The 17,842-nt window shown below is 62.4% G+C and carries 13 protein-coding genes; 7 read left to right on the plus strand and 6 right to left on the minus strand.

Annotated features, from left to right (window positions below):
- Positions 1–169: 169 nt before the first annotated feature.
- Complete coding sequence (tnpC, locus tag OLX23_RS22455; RefSeq protein ID WP_264447634.1) at positions 170–1,819, plus strand: IS66 family transposase; 1,650 nt, start codon at positions 170–172, stop codon at positions 1,817–1,819.
- 136 nt (positions 1,820–1,955) lie between these two features.
- On the opposite strand, the gene OLX23_RS22460 is transcribed toward tnpC, so the two are convergent.
- From OLX23_RS22460 to OLX23_RS22485, 6 genes are all read right to left on the minus strand, one after another.
- Positions 1,956–2,933: a calcium/sodium antiporter gene (locus tag OLX23_RS22460; RefSeq protein WP_264447483.1), complete on the minus strand. Its 978-nt coding sequence runs from the start codon at positions 2,931–2,933 to the stop codon at positions 1,956–1,958.
- On the minus strand, positions 2,927–3,202 hold the full coding sequence (locus OLX23_RS22465; protein WP_264447484.1) for a hypothetical protein: 276 nt from the start codon (positions 3,200–3,202) through the stop codon (positions 2,927–2,929). Before OLX23_RS22465 ends, OLX23_RS22460 begins: the two co-directional genes overlap by 7 nt.
- A 55-nt stretch (positions 3,203–3,257) precedes the next feature.
- Positions 3,258–5,756, minus strand: a complete 2,499-nt coding sequence (locus OLX23_RS22470; protein ID WP_264447485.1) for an NAD-dependent epimerase/dehydratase family protein — start codon at positions 5,754–5,756, stop codon at positions 3,258–3,260.
- Positions 5,757–5,782: 26 nt separating this feature from the next.
- On the minus strand, positions 5,783–6,625 hold the full coding sequence (locus OLX23_RS22475) for a universal stress protein (RefSeq protein ID WP_264447486.1): 843 nt from the start codon (positions 6,623–6,625) through the stop codon (positions 5,783–5,785).
- Positions 6,626–6,693: 68 nt separating this feature from the next.
- Positions 6,694–7,239 (minus strand): DUF1269 domain-containing protein, encoded by a 546-nt coding sequence (locus OLX23_RS22480; protein ID WP_264447487.1) that lies wholly within the window; start codon positions 7,237–7,239, stop codon positions 6,694–6,696.
- Between the two features lie 143 nt (positions 7,240–7,382).
- On the minus strand, positions 7,383–8,300 hold the full coding sequence (locus OLX23_RS22485) for a LysR family transcriptional regulator (RefSeq protein WP_264447488.1): 918 nt from the start codon (positions 8,298–8,300) through the stop codon (positions 7,383–7,385).
- A gap of 116 nt (positions 8,301–8,416) precedes the next feature.
- On the opposite strand from OLX23_RS22485, the gene OLX23_RS22490 reads away from it, so the two are divergent.
- From OLX23_RS22490 to prpC, 6 genes are all read left to right on the plus strand, one after another.
- Positions 8,417–10,114: an ABC transporter ATP-binding protein gene (locus tag OLX23_RS22490; RefSeq protein WP_264447490.1), complete on the plus strand. Its 1,698-nt coding sequence runs from the start codon at positions 8,417–8,419 to the stop codon at positions 10,112–10,114.
- Positions 10,098–11,174: an HlyD family secretion protein gene (locus OLX23_RS22495; RefSeq protein ID WP_264447491.1), complete on the plus strand. Its 1,077-nt coding sequence runs from the start codon at positions 10,098–10,100 to the stop codon at positions 11,172–11,174. The genes OLX23_RS22490 and OLX23_RS22495 overlap by 17 nt, the downstream gene beginning before the upstream one ends.
- Before the next feature lie 38 nt (positions 11,175–11,212).
- Positions 11,213–12,565 carry a TolC family protein gene (locus tag OLX23_RS22500; RefSeq protein WP_264447493.1) on the plus strand — a complete coding sequence of 451 codons (1,353 nt, stop codon included), beginning with the start codon at positions 11,213–11,215 and terminating at the stop codon, positions 12,563–12,565.
- 276 nt (positions 12,566–12,841) lie between these two features.
- Positions 12,842–15,460, plus strand: coding sequence for a Fe/S-dependent 2-methylisocitrate dehydratase AcnD (gene acnD, locus OLX23_RS22505; protein ID WP_264447494.1), 2,619 nt, complete (start codon positions 12,842–12,844; stop codon positions 15,458–15,460).
- Positions 15,460–16,704: a 2-methylaconitate cis-trans isomerase PrpF gene (gene prpF / locus OLX23_RS22510; RefSeq protein WP_264447495.1), complete on the plus strand. Its 1,245-nt coding sequence runs from the start codon at positions 15,460–15,462 to the stop codon at positions 16,702–16,704. The genes acnD and prpF overlap by 1 nt, the downstream gene beginning before the upstream one ends.
- On the plus strand, positions 16,701–17,834 hold the full coding sequence (prpC, locus tag OLX23_RS22515; RefSeq protein WP_264447497.1) for a 2-methylcitrate synthase: 1,134 nt from the start codon (positions 16,701–16,703) through the stop codon (positions 17,832–17,834). Before prpF ends, prpC begins: the two co-directional genes overlap by 4 nt.
- Positions 17,835–17,842: the final 8 nt, after the last annotated feature.

Here is a 17,842-nt window from a genome sequence, read left to right on the forward strand (position 1 = left end):
CGGCGAAGGACGGTGTGGTGTCGCTGACGAGTTCACAGCTTGCCTGCTTGCTCGACGGGATCGACTGGAGGAACCCGCAATATTCCTGGCGTCCGCAAAGCGCTGGATAGCTTTGAACTAGCCCATTTTCGGCTTGCGCGTGAGCGGCGGCGATGATTCACTCAATGCCGTGGAAGCCGCCGTTTCGCCCCTTCCGAACAACGTCGAGGCGCTTCAGGCGTTGCTCGCGATTGCGACCCAGAGAGCGGATGAAGCGGAGGCCGAACTGGCCAATGCCCGTGCTCGGGAGAGTGCCGCCGAAGCGATGATTGCGCATCTCAAGCTGCAGAACGCCAAGCTGCGGCGCGAGCAGTTTGGCCCTAGCGCGGAACGCACCGAGCGACTGCTGGCGCAGATGGAGCTCGAGCTCGAAGATCTCGAAGCTGACGCGTCCGAGGACGAGCTCGCCGCCGAAGCTGCTGCGGCGAAGACGTCGACCATCACTGCGTTCGAGCGCAAGAAGCCGGTCAGGAAGCCGTTCCCTGATCACCTCCCGCGCGAACGCCTCGTGGTCCCTGCGCCGTGCTCGTGCCCGGCCTGCGGCGGCGACCGCCTGTCGAAGCTTGGCGAGGATGTGACCGAGACGCTCGAAGTGATCCCGCGCTCGTGGAAGGTGATCCAGACGGTGCGCGAGAAGTTCGCCTGCCGGGACTGCGAGAAGATCACGCAGCCGCCGGCACCCTTTCACGTCACTCCGCGCGGTTGGGCCGGGCCAAGCTTCCTCGCCATGCTGCTGTTCGATAAGTACGGCCAGCATCAGCCGCTTCACCGCCAGGCCGAGCGCTTTGCCAGCGAAGGTGTGCCGCTCAGCGTCTCGACGCTCGCCGACCAGATCGGCGCGGCCTGTCTCGGGCTGACGCCCATCTACCAGTTGATCGAGGCCCACACCCTGGCCGCCGAGCGCCTGCACGGCGACGACACCACCGTGCCGATCCTGGCCAAGGGCAAGACCGTCACCGGGCGATTGTGGGACTACGTTCGCGATGATCGGCCCTTCGGTGGCAATGATCCCCCTTCGGTCATCTTCTATTATTCGCGCGACCGGCGCGGCGATCACCCGAGGCACCATCTTGCTGCCTGGTCCGGGATTCTGCAGGCGGACGCCTATGGCGGCTACAACGAGCTATACGCTCCGAACCGGCAACCGGGGCAGATCCTCGAGGCTGGATGCTTCGCGCATGCCAGGAGAAAATTCTTCGAGCTGGCCGACGTCGATGGCGCGGCGCGCAAGAAGAGCCGCGGCGAGAAGGCCGGGCTCGTCTATCCGATCGCGCTCGAAGCCGTGCAGAAGCTCGATGCCCTGTTTGCGATCGAGCGCGTCATCAACGGCCAGAGCCCGGTCGAACGTCTCGCGGCCCGCCAGGAACTCAGCGCGCCGCTGATAGCCGAGCTCCACGAATGGCTGAACGCACAGCTCGCCCGAATCTCGCGCAATCACGATCTCGCCAAGGCGATCAACTACATGCTGCGCCGCTGGGGTGCGTTCACTCGCTTTCTCGACGACGGCAGAGTCTGCTTATCGAACAACGCCGCCGAACGATCGCTGCGCTGTGTGCCCCTGGGACGTAAGTCGTGGCTATTCTGCGGCTCCGACCGCGGTGGTCAACGGGCCGCGGTTGCGTTCTCGCTGATCCAGACCTGTCGCCTCAACGACGTCGATCCCCAGGCATGGCTCGCCGACGTGCTCGCCCGCATCGCCGACCATCCCATTAGCCGGATCAACGAATTGCTCCCGTGGAACTGGCAGACCGATAAAGGTCGATCTCGCCGCCTGACCTAACTTTGCCGCGGCCCTCGGCGTATGCTTACGAAGCTGCTTGGTAATCAGACGAAAGGCCGCCTCAGCGCCGGATTCGCGCTGACGTGGTGTCTGACATCAAGCACCGGACGAGTGATTAAAATTCCATTTCGTGAGTTCAAGTCAAGTGCAGCCACAGAAACAGCGCGTAGGCACTCAGTAGAATGGCGCCCTCGATCCGGCTCACCTGTCGCCCGCTCGCCATCACCAATACGACCAGCACCGTCGCTACGACCGTGGCTGGTAGGTCCAGGGTTGCGATATCTGGATCGATCGAAGCGGGTGCTACAAGGCCGACAATACCGGTGACGCCCAGCATGTTGTAGATGTTGGAGCCCAGAACATTGCCGATCGCCACATCTGTGCGCCCCCTGTAAGCCGCAATAGCCGAGGTTACTAGTTCAGGTGCTGAGGTTCCGCCGGCGACAATGGTCAGACCGATCACAGTCTCGGAGGCGCCGAACATCCCGGCAATGTCGATCGCCGCTTCTACAAAGATGATTCCGCCCAGAACCAGCAGGCCAAGTCCGACAGCAAACACGCAGGACGCCAGAATCCAGCCAAGCTTTGCGACCAGGAGATCAAGGTCATGACCGAACCCTCCGGTAGCAGGCACGCGTCCCGGCCCAACTGCATGATCGACAATACGTCGCCGGTTTGAACCAGCACGGTAGGCCATAGCGATATAGCCGACAAGCAGCAGAAACAGCAGGGCGCCGCTAGTCCGCTCAAGCCACCCGTCCCACACAAGAAGAAGGAGGAGGAGGGTTCCGGCCACCATCCAGCTTGCATCGCGTGTCAACATAGAAGGTTCGACAGGCAGACGCCTGATGAGCGCCGCAATCCCCAAGATTACCAAGCTGTTGATAAGGGTGGATCCGACGACGTTGGCAATCGCGATGTCCGGCGATCCCAGGAGGACGGCATCGACGCTGGTGGCAAGTTCGGGTGCTGACGTTCCGAACGCCACAACGGTCAGACTAATCAACAATGGCGAGAGCCTCAGGCCCTCGGCCAACCTGACCGCGCTGCGCGTCAGAAGTTCGCCTCCTACGATAAGGAGGAACAGCCCGCCGAAGAAGCTGAAGATTAACACGGGGTTACAACGATGTGGGTATCGAGCAATCTGTCGCGACGTGGCTGCTGCTCTGTGCGCCCAGCGAGTTTAGTCATTACCTGACGGGCCCGCTTGAGCGCCACGTCCGGACGCGGCAGATGACGCGTGACCGCGAGCTTCACCGTCAGCCTCTTGGCCCACAACGCGGTGATGCTCCCGAGATCGGGGCTGGGCCTGCCACGCTCGCGGACTCGTCTACTTGTCAGCATGCTGTTTTCACCCAGTAATAGCACAACGAGACTGTTCATCGGGACGCTCCTCTGGCGACAGCGTGGCCCTAAACTGTTCCGCAGGGCCACCATTTCAGGCAATCAAGCGATCCCACCGACCGTAGCGCTGCAGAATCGGTCCGCGCGGCCAACTCAGCATGATGAGCGCAATACCGCACCCAACGCCATTAATCAGCCCAGAGATCGGCGAACCGTACCAGAAGGGCAGCGCGATCAGGGCCGCGCCAAAGGCCATATTGAGAAAGCGAACCGCCCGGGTCGCTTCTGCCGCGGCGATCGAGACCGTTGTTAGGACCAAGAAGCCGATCACATGATCGGCGTTGGCCATCGAGTCGGTGCTACCGAGCGTTAGCCGGGTGAAAAGCAGCCACAAGCCGATTAGGGCGCTGAGCGCCAGCGTTGGGGGCAGGCTAACGCCTCCGGTCACGCTATCGCGGACGACCGCACCAAAGGAGCGGTTAAACGCGTCATCCGTAACTTCAACCTCACCAGTATCAGTGTCGCCCATCAACAGGACGTGCAACCAGTTGCGACCGGCTTGCGCTCGGCGCCGAACGAACTGGAGCGACGCGATCAGCTCGTCCACGGCGAACGGGATCTGAAGCAACATAGCCGCAGCGCCGACGAGCGTCAGCGTGCCCCAGGTGCCGATCACCAACGGCTGAATGATGACGAAACTGATCGAGGTTACCGAAAGCGGCACGATTAGGAGGCCGAACAGGATGACTAGCCAAGGCATAGTCCGCCAGCGCGCCTTCAATCCCAAGACCCCGGTGAGGATCTCCAGAATGTAGGTGATCCCGCCCAGGCCACCGTCGGAGATTGGCCAAGCCTCGGCCACGGTCGAAGTGATGATCTCCTCGGTGCCGTTCTGCGGGTCGGAAGCGCTGCCCGCAAAGAACGGCTCCCACACACCATCAAGCTGGCCGAGTTGATAGGCGGCGAGGTAGCGCGAAACGTAGAGACCAACGAGTGCTAGCGCGATGATCGGCAGGCGCTGTGTCCATGCGGAGGGATTGTAGGTCCAGCCCGGGGGAATGTCGGGTCCGGTCATGGCTGCCACAGGAGACGGGCCTGGCTCAGGCGGTAGCGCGAGCGCAAACCCGATAACCAGCGTGCCGACCAGCGTGTCGTTGAGATAGGCAGCGCCGCTTGTCGTCCAAAAGAACAACGGCGCGAATAGTAGCCATATACCGACCGCACCCGTGGCCCAGCGAGCCCAGGTTGCTCGCCATGCCATGGATGCGAGCGCGAGAACGATGACGAGTGCGCCGGCAGCTATGTCGCTTGCGATCATGCGCGGATCGGAGACACCGATCAGTGGCGGTGAGGTTATGAGCCAAGTGCCGAGCGCGACGTTGACGAAGTGCGCCCAACGGTAACGACCATGTTCTTCGCGCCTTGCGCGCAAATAGCCATTAAGCAGCGTGTCAGGCTCGTGTCCCGCCTCTTGCGCTGATAGCAGCCAATCGGGCGGTGTGATGCCGTGCCGCCCATACCAGCCCACCGGATCGCGGCGGAGAGCGCCTATGATCTCGGGGAGCTCGTCCTTCAGCCGGTGCTTTGGTTCCCAGCCAATCAGTGTTTTCGCACGCCACGTGTCGAGCGCGTAGTGGTGGTCGCCCATCATGGCCATGTAGGGGCGGATGAAAGGCTTTTCGCCGCGGTCGATCGCGTCGGGGATGAGCGGTTCGAGCCGCTCGAGCCCCCATACACCTGCCGCCGCGAGCGGCTTGGGCACTCGAAGGGTTGGCCAGTCCTCGACGCCATGGATCAAATATCCGATTTCGTCCTGCAACGTGTCGTAGCTCAGGGGATCGGGTTCCCCGATTAACATGACGGCGTCCGGCGGCAGCGTGGCGCGTCGATCAACCGCCAGATGCACCGCCTCGGCAAGATCGTCTTTGTGCAGCATCGACTGGCCCGTCAGCGGCGACCCCGCGTAGAAGTAGCCTTGCAAGTCGCGCTGGTGTATGCGGGCGATCTGCTGCGCGAGCGTGGGAACCAAGTGATCGCGATCGTAGACGCCGGCGAGACGCAACGTCACGAAAGGGATGCGACCACATTCCTGCTCAACCACGCGTTCGGCTGCGAGCTTCGACTGCGGATAGGCATAGGCCGGCTCAAACGGCTGATCTTCGGTGATCCGCTCACCCGGTTTGCATGGCGCGTGGACGAGCAACGTGCTCGCATATACGAACTGGTCGACCTCGAATTCCTGGAGGGCGCGCAGCAGGTGGCGCGTGCCCTCGACATTGACCGCCTCGTAAAGTGGGTGATCCTGACCCGACTGATCGAAATAGGCGGCTAAATGCACCACGCTCGCGATTTGCGATCCGTACCGTTCACGGAACTTTACCATCGCCAGCTCGACAGCCGCAGCGTTGGAGAAGTCGGTTGCAAACGTCGGAATCGGAGCCTCGCTGGCGGTCCGATTGAGACCTACCACGCGATAATCATGCGAGAGAGCGGAAGAGATAGACCGACCAAGGGTGCCGGACGCGCCGGTGACAATGACGATGGGAGCATCAAATCCAGCGCCCCGGCCATGCTTGTGCGCGCTTGGGGACATAACTCCTCCTCAACTAGCTTATGGCGCTAGCGCGCCATGAACACCGGCAGCCTCGCTTGTTCCAGGACGTGGTGGGTGACGCCGCCGAACAGCGTCTGGCGCAACCGAGAGTGCGTGTATCCGCCCATCACCAGGAATGTTGCTGAGAGATTCTCGACCGTTTCGAGCAACGCTGCCCCGATCGGCGCTTCTGAATCCCGAATGTGCAGCTCGGCTTGGATCCCATGGCGATCGAGATAGCCGATCAACTGCTGAGCGCGCGTCGAGTCCGTTCGGGTAGTCGGGAAAATCACGATGTGAACCGCTTCCGCTCGGCTCAGCAGGGGCAGCGCCGCTGTCACGGCATGGGCCGCTTCGAGGCTGCCGTTCCAAGCAATCGCCGCGGTTCGCGTCCAGTCAGTTTCTAACTCGCCCCTCGTGATCAGCACCGGCCGGCCGGCGGTCTCGATCGTGCATTTCAGTAGTGGGGTGACCGGAACCTTCTGGTCGTCATCCGTCCAATCCGCACGCGCGAATATCACCAGATCGTGGGTGAGCGCTGCATCTATGATGACAGCTTCGTCATTTCCGTAGACGGCTTCAAAGGAGAAATTAGGGCGACCCTCCTCGCCCGGTCCAGGCAACAGCTTCAATTCATGGAGCAGCTTGCTCACCGCAGCTTCGCGCCGTTCGGCGAAGGCGAGGCTCTCCGCGACCATGTTGTCCCAACCGGCCAGCAGCGGGTGGTGCGGTACGGGGAGGGACGCGAAGTCGATGAGAGGAAGAAAGGCGGTGAGATGCCCGTCGACGAGTTCAGCGATCTGAGTTCCTACCATCAAGGAGTGTCGATCTTGCCGCTCGTCGCTGAGCGGCAGGAGTATGCTGCGCAAGATTATTTCCTTTCGCTGTACAGTCGTGAATTCCCCCACACTCTCAGGGGTAGAGCAAACACGATGGATCACGCCGCGACGGGATCCGGCAACGATCCCGCAGTCTGCTCCTTGATAAGCACGGCTTGCAGTTTGGCCTCGTCGTCAGGTGAGAGCGAGGAGCGTAGGATGCGGCCGCTATACCCTTCGAGTTCGACGAGAACCTTCTCCGGCTGCACCTTGCGGATCAGCAGGAACAGCGCCGAGCTGTCGGGTGTCAGCGTATCGCCGATCTCGCGGATGAAGTCGTCGTCGATGCCGTAGTCAACAAGGCTACCCGAGAGCGCGCCGGTGCCTGCACCCACCGCGCTCCCGAGCGCTAGACCGGCCAGTGGGTTAAGAAAGAGCAGGCCGATCAGCGTACCCCATACCGCTCCGGACAGCGCACCGCAGCTAGCGCCTCGCCCGACCATGCTGATCGACTGCTTGATGTGGACCTTGCCATCGGGATCGCGGATGGCGACCACCGCGTCGGCAAGATCAATCAGATACTCGCGCCGAAGTTTGTTGAGATCGGTGAGCACCCGATCGGCGTCGGTCGGTTTGTCGAAGCCGACGACCAGCAGTTCAGACATGATTTTTCTCCTCCAAAGTTAGACTTCGCCGCTGCCAGCGGCCTGCTTACCGTGTCGCAGAAGTGTTACGCAGCGGTTCGGCTTGGGAGGAAAGTTAGGTGCGGTCTGGACGCAACAAAAATAGAAAGGATCGCGTCCAAGCGTTAGGCGGAAGCTATAGGGTCAAGCATCTGCCGCGCGCATTTCTGCACGTGCTCGGCGATCAGCCTGAAGGCTGCATCCATCGGCGATTGCTTCCGCCAAGCCATCGCAATGGAGCGGTGCCGGCGCCACGCGCGAACGCTGAGTTTCACAAGCCCTACCGATCCTCCGACATCCGATCGAAGGTACAGGCTCGGCAATATACTCAAACCAAGCCCACTTGCCACCATCTGGTGCAGGCTGTCGAGACTGGTGCCATAATAGTCCGGCGCAATTTTCATGGCATAGGCCTCGGCGATCTCGGCGGCCTGCCGCGCGAAATGGTGGCGCGGGTCGAGCGATAGCAGAGGGCAGCCCGCAAGTGCTTCCGATGCGACTTCTTTTTCACTAGCAAGCGCGTGGTCTCGCGCCGCGACGAGGTGTAGCGGCTCGCGAAACAAAGGTTCGACCGTCAGCCCTTCGCCCATGATCGGCATAGGTCCAAGCACGACATCAATGTTACCACGCGAAAGCTCGAGTACCTGGTCGTCAGGTATGCCTTCACGAACGTGCAGCCGTAGGCCTGGCGCGACCCGGTGAAGCTCGGCGATGATCGGCGATAGCAGGTAGGGACCCAAGGTCGGGGTAGTGCCAAGCTTTAGGGTACCCGTCAGATTATTTGCCGAACTGGACGCCAGAGCGACGATGTCGCGTGCATCGCTTAGCATTCGCCGCGCCGTGACCACGACGCTGCGGCCGACTGGCGTCAGCACGGCGCCAGCGGTTCCGCGATCTAGCAGCCTGACACCTAGGCGATCTTCGAGCGCCCTGACCTGCTGGCTGAGCGTCGGCTGCGACACGTTGGTGAGCCGAGAGGCCTCTACGAACGACTGTGTGTCCGCAATTGTCACGAGATATTCAAGTTGGCGAAGTGTCGGCATGGATGCGATATAATCACAGCCTATAGGCAAATCGCAACAGAACATATTGGCCTCTGACCGACGCAAGGCTTATGGCTTCGTTGTACGGGCAGGTTCGAAACGTATCAGGGGAATAGATGGCGGAACATCAGCAACTCGGCTTGCGCGACGCGGCGCGTTGGCTTTCCGAGATTATCGGACCAGACGCGAGCTATCTTCGTCTCGCAGCCGTATATGGCGTTGCCATAAGCTTGTTGTCGCTGGCCACGCCGATTTCGGTGCAGCTGCTCATCAACAGCGTGGCTCATACCGCTTTGCCGGCCCCGCTTTGGACCCTGTCAGCGGTATTGTTCGTTCTGCTGCTCATCGTGGCAGTGCTGAGCGCACTGCGGGTGCATCTCATGGCATTGTTCGAACGCAGGATTTTCGCGCGTGTCGTCGCGGAGATCACGGTTCGCGCCGTCCACGCCCGGGATCCATTCTTTGGCGACGCCCGGCGTTCGGATCTGTTCAACCGCTACTTCGATCTCGGCGTCGTGCAGAAATCGGTGCCTAGTCTGCTGATTGGTGGCTTCACCATCGTTCTACAGTCGGCCGTAGGTCTGGCGATAACGGGCTTTTACCATCCTTTCTTCTTGGCCTTTAACGTCATTTTAATTGTCGCCCTGCTGCTGGTCTGGCTGCTATGGTCGCGCGGCTCGCTGACCTCGGCCGTCGCCCTCTCCCACGCCAAGCACGATACAGCTCGGTGGCTGGAGACCGTCGGCGGATCAAACGGCTTTTACAAATCGAGCCGACATCTTGGCTTTGCGATGGATCGGTCCGAAGCCATGACCGCAACTTATGTCGAGCGGCATCGCCGCTATTTCCGCTATAGTTTTGCCCAGACCTTGGCGTGTCTCCTGCTCTACGCGACCGCGTCCGCTGCCCTGCTGGCGCTAGGGGGCAATCTGATTCTCTCGGGCCAGCTGTCGATCGGGCAGCTCGTCGCGGCGGAACTGATCTTGTCGGGTGTTTTCTACGGCGTGTCCCAGCTTGGCTGGTATCTAGACACCTTTTACGATCTCGTCGCTTCGTCCGAAGAACTATCGCTGCTTTACGCAATCCCACAGGAGCCTGCGCCGGACGATCGTGCCGAAGGCCCCCGAGACGGCGCCGTGGCATTGCGCAATGTGGCCATCGAAACAGCGCGTTTCGACTTCGCGCTCGCCGCCGGTGAACAGCTTGTCATCGTCGCCGAAGCTGGCGTCGAGCGCCTGCTTGCCAGGGTTCTCAAGCGCCATGCAGCACCCGAGCAAGGATTGGTTACTGTCGGTGGAGCAGATTTGGGCGGACTGGACATGTATCTGCTCCGCTCCGAGATCATCGTGCTCGATCGACCAACCATAGTCGAGATCACCATCCGAGAGTATCTGTCACTTGCAGCCCCTCATGCCAGCGCCTCTGCCATGCTCGATGCCATCGGTGCGGTCGGTCTGTCGCCGCGCATAGCCATGTTGCCCGACGGTCTCGATACGCCGCTGGCCTCTTCGGGTTGGCCGCTCATGGTCGGCGAGGTCATGGAATTGAAGCTCGCGAACGCGCTTCTGGCCAAACCAAAGCTTCTGCTCTTGTCGCCGCTGTTCGATGTGATGCCGCCCGAGCGACTGGCCGCGGTCTTAAGCGATCTGCGGAAGGCGGGAACCACCGTCCTCCTCTGCACCGGCCGCCCGGGACCTATCGAACTGGATGGCTGGCTTTGGCTAGGACGTCGCGAACAGCGCCGATTTGACGGACGAGATGCATTGCAAGCTTTCGTCGCGATGCTGGAGGTTGGCCATGCCGTACCGCGCTGAGCACCTGTCTCACTTTCCCACGCTCGCCGCGATGCACACCCCCCGCATTTCGGTCGTCATCGCCTGGATGATCGGAATTGGCGTAGCGCTCGCGGCTGCGATCATGTTCTACGTGCCGTGGGTTCAGACGGCGATCGGCGATGGGAAGGTGACGGCGCTTGACCCTGATGATCGTGCGCAAGACGTGGCGGCCCTGATCCCTGGACGCATTGAGCGATGGTACGTGCAGGATGGCCAGCATGTGGAACGTGGACAACCTATCGCCCGCGTCGTAGACGTAGATCCTAATATGTTGTCACGCCTTGCGGCCGAACGGGCGCAGGTCGAAGCCGAGATCGCGGCCGTTCGGCAGGGGCAAGCCGTAGCGAACATCGATGTCGGCCGAACGCGGCAGCTTCTGGCCGAGGGGCTGGCGGCACGGCGCGATTTCGAACAGGCTCAGATCAAGGTTGCCGACGCAGCGGCAAAGCTCGCGGAATCGCGAGCGAAGTTGAATCGGATCGACGTGCAGGTCAGCCGTCAGTCGGCGCAACTCGTACGGGCGCCGCGCGATGGCCGCATTCAGAACGTCAACGCAGCCGCCGGTGGTGCTCTTGTGTCCGCTGGAACGGTGCTGGCAGTTGTCGCGCCCGAGCGGGTGGAACGCGCTGTCGAACTTTACATAGATGGGCGCGATGTGGCGCTTGTGCGCACCGGCCAAGCCGTGCGGCTCGAATTCGAAGGATGGCCGGCGATCCAGTTCAGCGGTTGGCCGTCGGTGGCGCAGGGCCTTTTTGATGGCCGAGTCCGCGGGCTCGACCCGACGCCCGGCGCCAATGGCCTATTTCGTGTGCTGATTGAGCCCATGCCGGGCAAGCCTGCCTGGCCAGATCGCCGCTTCGCGCGGCTCGGGGCCAAGGTACGGGGCTGGATTCAGATGGAAACGGTGTCTGTCGGCTACGAACTCTGGCGCCAACTGAATGATTTTCCCCTGTCATTCGGCGAGGGACAAGGTGTTGCCAAGTCCGAGCATGGAAAGGACGACGAAGCGGCTGTGCTTAAAGCGGGCAAGGCAAAGTGATGCTCCGGCGTGTATGGGTACTGCTAATGCTCTGGCCAATGGAATTGGCAGCCCAGGGAACATCGCCTCTGACACTCGACGAAGTTCTGAGAGCATCGGCTGTTCATGCCCCTCAAATTGTCGAGGCTATGACCCGCGTGCGCCAGGCCGAAGGACGTGCTCTGACGGCTGAAGGCGCTTTCGACACAGTGTTCGAGATCGACGCGCAAAGTCGTGTCGCGGGCTACTACGATGGAAGCACGATCGAGAGCCGCGCATACCGTCCACTTACGGGTAATGGCGGACAGGTTTATGGAGGATACCGGGTCTCGCGAGGCACCTTTCCGATCTATGAGGACAAGGCGTACACGGATCGGCTCGGCGAGCTAAAGATCGGGGGCCTTTTCGCCTTGCTGCGCGACAGCGCCATCGACGAGCGGCGCGGACGCGCAGCCATTGCCGCACGCGACATAGATGTGGCGCGTCTCGACCGGGAAATGGTAGCGATCGGTGTGCAGGCACGGGCCGTATCAGCCTATCAGAACTGGGTCGCCGCAGGCTTGCGTCTCAAGGCATACCAGTCTTTGCTCGAACTCGCGGAAACTCGGCGAGGCGGCATTGCGCGCCAGGTTCAGCTCGGCGCTAGGGCAGACATCCTCCTGACGGAAACGGATCAGAACATCGTGCGCCGCCGTGCTCTCGTGGTGCGCTCTGAGCAGGAATTTGCGGCGGCGGCGAACGCCTTGTCGTTTTTCTATCGCAATGAGGCGGGCAACCGTCTGTCGCCCGCCCCTGACCGACTCCCCAGCTCCCTGCCAAAGTTTCAGAGCGCCCGTCCGGTCGGACCGGTTGACCGCCCCGACGTTCGTTCGCTCGATGCACGGATTGCTCAGTCGGAACTACGCCTCGCGCTTGCCGAGAATGAGCTCAAGCCACGTCTCGACCTTCGCGGCGAACTCTCTTACGACATGGGGCAAACAGGCCTCGGGGGCCGATCGCGCGATGGTGAAGAGGCGATTGTCGGCTTGCGCTTTACATTGCCGCTGCAACGCCGTCAGGCACGAGGAAAGATCGCAGAAGCCCAGGCTGAGATCGATGGGCTGCGCACGCGGCAGAAGCTGATCAGCGACCAAATCGCGGTGGAAGTCAGAGCCATCGTTATCGCCGTGGAGGGTGCGGATCGCACCGCGCAACTTGCGGGACAAGAAGCTGAGCTGGCCGATGAAATGGCCGAGGCTGAACGGCGCAGGTTTTCTTTGGGAGCCAGCGATTTCTTCGTACTCAATCTCCGTGAAGAGGCCGCCACAGACGCCAGAGTCCGGTTGCTTGACGCACAAGCTCGTGCAGCGCTCGCCGGGGTCGATCTGGCAGGGGCAACAGGCGATCGACAATCGCTGGGTCTAACCGATTAGGAAATGTGGTTGGTTTCATGCCGATCTGTTGTGCCCCTGGCAGAGGCTGCTGCGCCGCACAAAGGTCGGCCAGCAACATGCATGCTGGCTCACCGGTCGTTGCCAGATCACCGGAAGCACTAGCCGATAGGCTAAGACTATAGCGCAAACGTGGGTCTTTCAATTATCCGACAGAAGGCATCTTGCTAGATATGCCTCATGGAACAGCGGCAACCTGAAATAGCACAGAAAGACAGAAGTAGCTTCGGCGCGACCAAATTCGCCAAGCGCGACTTTTTGCAAAGTTTCACTTACCATCGCAGCGGGGCGAAAGCCCAATATTTCGACGCCCGCGCAGCCATCGAAGCGGTCCGCTCGGGCAGCTATGACGGCCTGCCCTACGTCTCTCGCGTGTTGGCCGAGCAACTCGTCCGCCGCTGCGATCCGGCGCTGGTCAACGACGCGCTGATCCAGATCGCCGACCGCAAGCGCGATCTCGACTTCCCCTGGTATCCGGCGCGCGTGGTGTGCCACGATATCCTCGGTCAGACCGCTCTCGTCGATCTCGCCGGCCTGCGCGATGCAATCGCCGATCAGGGCGGCGATCCGGCCAAGGTCAATCCGGTGGTGCCGACCCAGCTCATCGTCGACCACAGCCTTGCCGTGGAATTCGGCGGCTTCGATCCGCAGGCCTTCGACAAGAACCGCGCGGTCGAGGATCGCCGCAACGAGGACCGTTTCCACTTCATCGAATGGACTAAGAAGGCCTTCGAGAACGTCGACGTGATCCCCGCCGGCAATGGCATCATGCACCAGATCAACCTGGAGCAGATGTCGCCGGTGATCCAGCTTCGCGACGGCGTGGCCTTTCCCGACACCTGCGTAGGCACCGACAGCCACACGCCGCACGTCGATGCGCTGGGCGTGATCGCCATCGGCGTCGGCGGGCTGGAGGCCGAGACGGTGATGCTCGGCCGCGCCTCGATGATGCGGCTGCCCGATATCGTCGGCGTGAAGCTGACCGGCCGGCGCATGCCCGGCATCACCGCAACCGACATCGTGCTGGCCATCACCGAATTCCTGCGCCAGCAGAAGGTGGTGGGCGCCTGGATCGAATTCTTCGGAGAAGGCTCGGACAGCCTGTCGATCGGCGACCGCGCGACAATCAGCAACATGTGCCCCGAATACGGCGCGACCGCCGCGATGTTCTACATCGACCAACAAACGATCGACTATCTGCTGCTGACCGGGCGCGACCCCGCGCAGGTCGCGCTAGTCGAGACCTATGCAAAGATCACCGGCCTTTGGGCAGATGCGCTCAAGACCGCCGAGTACGAGCGCGTGCTGGAGTTCGACCTGTCGAGCGTCGTGCGCAACATGGCCGGCCCGTCGAATCCGCATCGCCGCCTGCCGACTTCCGCACTGGAAAAACGCGGCATCGCCGTCGATCTTGAAAAGGCGATGGCTGAGGAACGCGAAGGCCTGTTGCCCGATGGCGCGGTGATCATCGCCGCGATCACGAGCTGCACCAACACCTCGAACCCGCGCAACGTGGTCGCCGCCGGCCTCGTTGCGAAGAAGGCGAATGCGCTGGGCCTGACGCGCAAGCCGTGGGTCAAGTCCAGCTTCGCGCCGGGATCGAAGGTTGCGCGGCTCTATCTGGAAGAGGCCGGCCTATTGCCCGAACTGGAAAAGCTGGGCTTCGGCATCGTCGCCTATGCCTGCACCACCTGCAACGGGATGTCGGGCGCGCTCGATCCGAAGATCCAGCAGGAGATCATCGACCGCGATCTCTATACCACCGCCGTCCTCTCGGGGAACCGCAACTTCGACGGCCGTATCCACCCTTATGCCAAGCAGGCCTTCCTTGCCTCGCCGCCGTTGGTGGTTGCCTATGCGCTGGCGGGCACGGTACGCTTCGACATCGAGCAGGACGTGTTCGGTGTTGTCGACGGCAGGGAAATCCGCCTCGCCGACCTCTGGCCAAGCGACGAGGAAATCGACGCGATCGTCGCCGCCTCGGTGAAGCCCGAGCAGTTCCGCAGCGTATACGACCCGATGTTCGCACGCACTGGCGCGGGCGAGAAGGTCGATCCGCTCTACGATTGGCGCCCGCAGTCGACCTATATCCGCCGCCCGCCCTATTGGGACACGCAAGGCGTCGGCGCGCTGGCCGCCAATCCGCGCACGCTCACCGGGATGCGTCCGCTGGCGATCCTGCCCGACAATATCACCACCGATCACCTGTCGCCCTCGAACGCGATCCTCGCCAGCTCTGCGGCAGGCGAATACCTGACGAAAATGGGCGTGCCCGAGGAAGACTATAACTCCTACGCCACCCACCGCGGTGATCATCTGACCGCGATGCGCGCGACCTTCGCCAATCCGCAGCTCGTCAACGAGATGGCCTTGGTCGACGGCGCGGTGAAGCAGGGCTCGCTCACCCGCGTCGAGCCCGACGGCAAGGTCATGCGCATGTGGGAAGCGATCGAGACCTATTTGGGCCGCAAGCAGCCGCTCATCATCATCGCCGGGGCCGACTACGGCCAGGGATCGTCGCGCGACTGGGCAGCCAAGGGCGTGCGGCTGGCCGGCGTGGAAGCCATCGTCGCTGAAGGCTTCGAACGCATTCATCGCACCAACCTGATCGGCATGGGCGTGCTGCCGCTGGAGTTCAAGCCGGGCACGACGCGCCTGACGCTGGGGCTGGACGGGACCGAAACCTACGACGTGACCGGCACGCGCCGCCCGCGCGCCGACCTGACGCTGATCATCCACCGCGCGAGCGGCGATAGCGTGGAAGTGCCCGTGACCTGCCGCCTGGATACCGCCGAGGAAGTCTCGATCTACGAGGCCGGCGGCGTGCTACAGCGCTTCGCGCAGGACTTCCTCGCCGCCGAAGCGGAGCCTGCCTGATGCCCCCGATCAACCCGGCCATCCAGCCGCAGATCCGCGTTCCCGCCACCTATATGCGCGGCGGCACCAGCAAGGGCGTATTCTTCCGGCTCGAAGACCTGCCCGAAGCGGCGCGCCTGCCGGGCCCGGAGCGCGACCGGCTGTTCCAGCGGGTGATCGGCAGCCCCGATCCCTACGCCGCGCACATCGACGGCATGGGCGGCGCGACCTCGAGCACGAGCAAATGCGTGATCATTGCGCCAGCGACCGTGCGCGATCACGACGTCGACTACCTCTACGGCCAGGTCTCGATCGACACCGATTTCGTCGACTGGTCGGGCAATTGCGGTAACCTCTCGACTGCAGCTGGCGCCTTCGCGATCCACGCCGGCTATGTCGCGGCGGGCGAGGAAGGGATCCGCACCGTCCGCATCTGGCAAGCCAACGTCGGCAAGACGATCATCGCTCACGTGCCCGTCGCAGGCGGTGCGGTGCTGGAAACCGGCGACTTCGAATTGGACGGCGTCACCTTCCCCGCAGCCGAGATCGTGCTCGAATTCGTCGATCCGGCAGAAGACGATGGCAAGAACGATGGTGGGGGCAATTCGATGTTCCCAACCGGCAATCTCGTCGATACGCTCGAGGTGCCGGACGATCTGGTCGCCGGCGGCAGGCTGGAAGCCACGCTGATCAACGTAGGCATTCCCACGATTTTCGTGCGGGCCATAGACATCGACTATACCGGCACCGAGCTGCGCGAGGCGATTAATGGCGATGCCGCCGCGCTTGCTCGGTTCGAGAAGCTTCGCACGATCGGTGCTCTCAGGATGGGGCTGATCAAGACCCCGGAAGAAGCCGCCAAGCGTCAGCATACCCCCAAGATCGCCTTCGTCGCTCCGCCCGTTGACCACCAAACGTCGAGCGGCAAGACAGTCGCAGCCGGCGATATCGACCTGTTGGTCCGCGCGCTGTCGATGGGCAAGCTCCACCACGCGATGATGGGCACCGCCTCGGTCGCGATCGCCGCGGCAGCGGCAGTTCCAGGCACGATCGTCAACGAGGCGGCGGGTGGCGGAGAACGCCAGGCTGTGCGCTTCGGCCATCCTTCGGGCACGCTGCGTGTCGGCGCCGAGGCGAAGCTGAAAGCCGGACAGTGGATTGTCACCAAGGCGGTCATGAGCCGCAGTGCTCGCGTGCTGATGGAAGGCTGGGTGCGTATTCCCTCGATCGAAAGTCAGGAAAACATGATGGGAAAGCAGTCATGATTGAAACGAAGAAACGCGTTGCGCTTTCAGGTTTGGCTGCCGGCAACACCGCGCTCTGCACTGTCGGCAAGGCCGGCAATGACCTGCACTATCGCGGCTATGACATCCTGGACTTCGCCGAGACCAGCGAGTTCGAGGAAATCGCCCACCTGCTGGTTCACGGCTGGCTGCCCAACGCGGCCGAACTGAAGGCCTACAAGATCAAGCTCAAGGCCATGCGCGGCCTGCCGCTGAGCGTGAAGGAAGCGCTGGCCGCGCTGCCCGCCGCCTCGCACCCGATGGACGTGATGCGCACCGGCGTCTCGGCGCTGGGCTGCGCCATGCCTGAGAAGGACGATCACAACGCCCCCGGCGCGCGCGACATCGCCGACAAGCTGATGGCCTCGCTCGGCTCGATGCTGCTCTACTGGTATCACCTGTCGAACAACGGCAAGGAGATCGAGGTCGAGACCGACGACGAGACGATCGGCGGCCACTTTTTGCATCTGCTCCACGGTAAAACCCCGCCCGAGAGCTGGGTGCGCGCGATGCATACCTCGCTGATCCTCTATGCCGAGCACGAGTTCAACGCCTCGACCTTCACCGCGCGCGTCGTCGCGGGCACGGGATCGGACATGTATTCGGCGATCACCGGCGCGATCGGCGCGCTGCGCGGTCCCAAGCACGGCGGCGCCAACGAGGTCGCCTTCGAAATCCAGAAGCGCTACCAGAACGCCGACGAGGCCGAGGCCGACATTCGCCGCCGCATGGACGCCAAGGAAGTCATAATCGGCTTCGGCCACCCGGTCTACACGATCAGCGATCCGCGCAACGTCGTCATCAAGCGCGTCGCCAAGGCGCTCTCGGACGAGGCCGGATCGACCAAGATGTACGACATCGCCGAACGGATCGAGACGGTGATGGACCAGGCCAAGAAGATGTTCCCCAACCTCGACTGGTTCTCAGCCGTCAGCTACCACATGATGGGCGTGCCGACCGCGATGTTCACGCCGCTGTTTGTCATCAGCCGCACTTCCGGCTGGGCGGCCCACGCGATGGAACAGCGCGTCGACAACAAGATCATTCGCCCCTCAGCCAACTATACCGGCCCCGAGAACCTGACCTTCGTGCCGCTTGCCGAGCGCGCCTGATCCATCCT

Origin of the sequence: Novosphingobium sp. JCM 18896, assembly GCF_025938095.1 — a bacterium.
GTDB lineage: Bacteria > Pseudomonadota > Alphaproteobacteria > Sphingomonadales > Sphingomonadaceae > Novosphingobium.